At 74.0% G+C, this 1,728-nt stretch carries 1 protein-coding gene and 1 pseudogene; both read right to left on the bottom strand.

Going from position 1 to position 1,728, the window contains the following annotated elements; translation table 11 throughout:
- Positions 1 to 257: 257 nt before the first annotated feature.
- Complete coding sequence (locus PKY62_RS13400; RefSeq protein WP_502875848.1) at positions 258 to 707, bottom strand: DUF8817 family protein; 450 nt, start codon at positions 705 to 707, stop codon at positions 258 to 260.
- A gap of 36 nt (positions 708 to 743) precedes the next feature.
- Positions 744 to 1,728 (bottom strand): annotated as a pseudogene (locus PKY62_RS12735) (hypothetical protein); the annotation flags it as partial.

The raw sequence follows: 1,728 nt of genomic DNA, 5'->3' as shown, positions 1-1,728 counted from the left end.
GGACGGAGGTAGCGCGGGGAATCACCATCGCAGCCACGGGGCCCACGGCACTTGTCGAACGCGGCGCCGCGTCCCTCGACCCGGCGAGTCGCCCTGGTCCCGCAACGACCACGACCGAGCGACAGATCACCCCATCCCCGAGCCACTCCTTGAGCTCTGCCAGGAACTCCACGCCATCCGACGTCGCCGGGTCCGTCCGGCCCGCCCGGCGCACGGCGCTCCGCGGGACCTTCTCGGCCTAGGCCGGGTATCCCGTGCTATCGGCAAGCACGATGGCATTGAGCAGGCTCTCCCGCAGCGGGGACGGCTCGACGACCCACTCCGCCGCACATGATCCAGACCCGGTGGCCTGCCGGGTCGATGAGGCTGAAGCGCGACGGGCCGCCGGCGTTCCCGCGCGGCCGAGGCCGCGTGATCCGCGGGCGCCCCAACACCGGCAGCGTGCCATCGGTGGCCCGTAGACCCTGGGCGAAGGCGTCGAACAGCGGCTGGGTGTCGTCCACCACGACGCAGTAGGTGCTGTGCGACTCCTCCGCGCTGTGCCCCTCCCGGCCGTAGTGGTGGATCGGGACGCCGTGGCCCTCCAGTGCGGCGTACGGGCTGGGCCGTGCCTGCCGATAGGCGACCGTGAGCCCAGCGTCAGAAGGAGTGGACGATCTGGTCGATGTCAGCGCACCGCAGCATCGGGATGAACCAGGGGGCTCCAAAGGAGCCAGCTTCCCACCCGCCGCGGGCGAGCACTCTCAGCAGGTCGCCCAGCTGACGCAGCCGGCATTGTCCAGAGTCGGCTCGACGGGCGGGGCGACGACCGACCCCTGCTCGAGGTACGTGGTGAACCCGTCGCCCGTCGACTGCTCCAGCAGCAGACCGGTCAGCGGGTCGGCGACGAGCGTGGAGACCGACCCGCCCGTGGGATAGGCCAGCACGCTCCCCGCCCGGCCCGTCGAGTCGCTGCCGTCCGTGACGGTCACCCCCGGCAGCCCGGCGGCCACGTCCCACGCGGCCCGGCGCAGCTCGACGGGGAGGAGCCCCCCGTCGAGCAGCAGGTCGCGCGCCATGCCGAAGACCTTCTCGTCGTCCGTCCCGGAGCGACGGTCCGGCTCGACGCTCGCGCGCAGCACGCCTTCCAGGGCTGCGGCGTCGGTCGGCAGGGCCGTGGGGTCACGGAGCATGTCGACCCACGCGCCGTCGAGGAAGAACCGGCCGACGACGTCGCGCGGTCCCACCCCGGTGGCGGTGGCCAGGTCGCCGTCCGTGACGAGGAGGCCCGGCAGCTCCCTGCTCAGCCAGGACTCGGCCTGCTCGCTGCGCGTGCCGTCAGCCGACGAGATCTGGGCGAGGGTGTACCAGAAGGGCTCCTCGACCGTGGGTGGCGCGACCGCCGTGGCCGTCGGGCCCGCGCTCGGGGTCTCAGGGGCACCCCCGCCGACCGGCAGCGCCGTGGTCCCCGGCGCCGCGGTGGACCACGGCTGGGCCTGGGCGACCCACCCACCACCGGCCATCACCGCTGCCAGCGCCAGGCTGCCGGCACCGCGTGCGACGGCCCGTCGCCGCCGTGCCCGCGGGACGACGCGGCCGGTGTCCACCGCGATGTGCGGTGCGACGGCGTGGGCGCGGTCCCGCAACGCCTGGGCGAAGTCCTCGTCGTGTCCCATCACCGGCTCCTCGTCGTCGTCGTGCTCGTGGTCGTGCTCGTGGCGGTCCCGGTGGGTCCGGCGGACGACGGCG

Source organism: Actinotalea sp. (assembly GCF_035443605.1).
Taxonomy (GTDB): domain Bacteria; phylum Actinomycetota; class Actinomycetes; order Actinomycetales; family Cellulomonadaceae; genus Actinotalea.
This window is presented reverse-complemented; position numbering and strand designations above follow the sequence as displayed.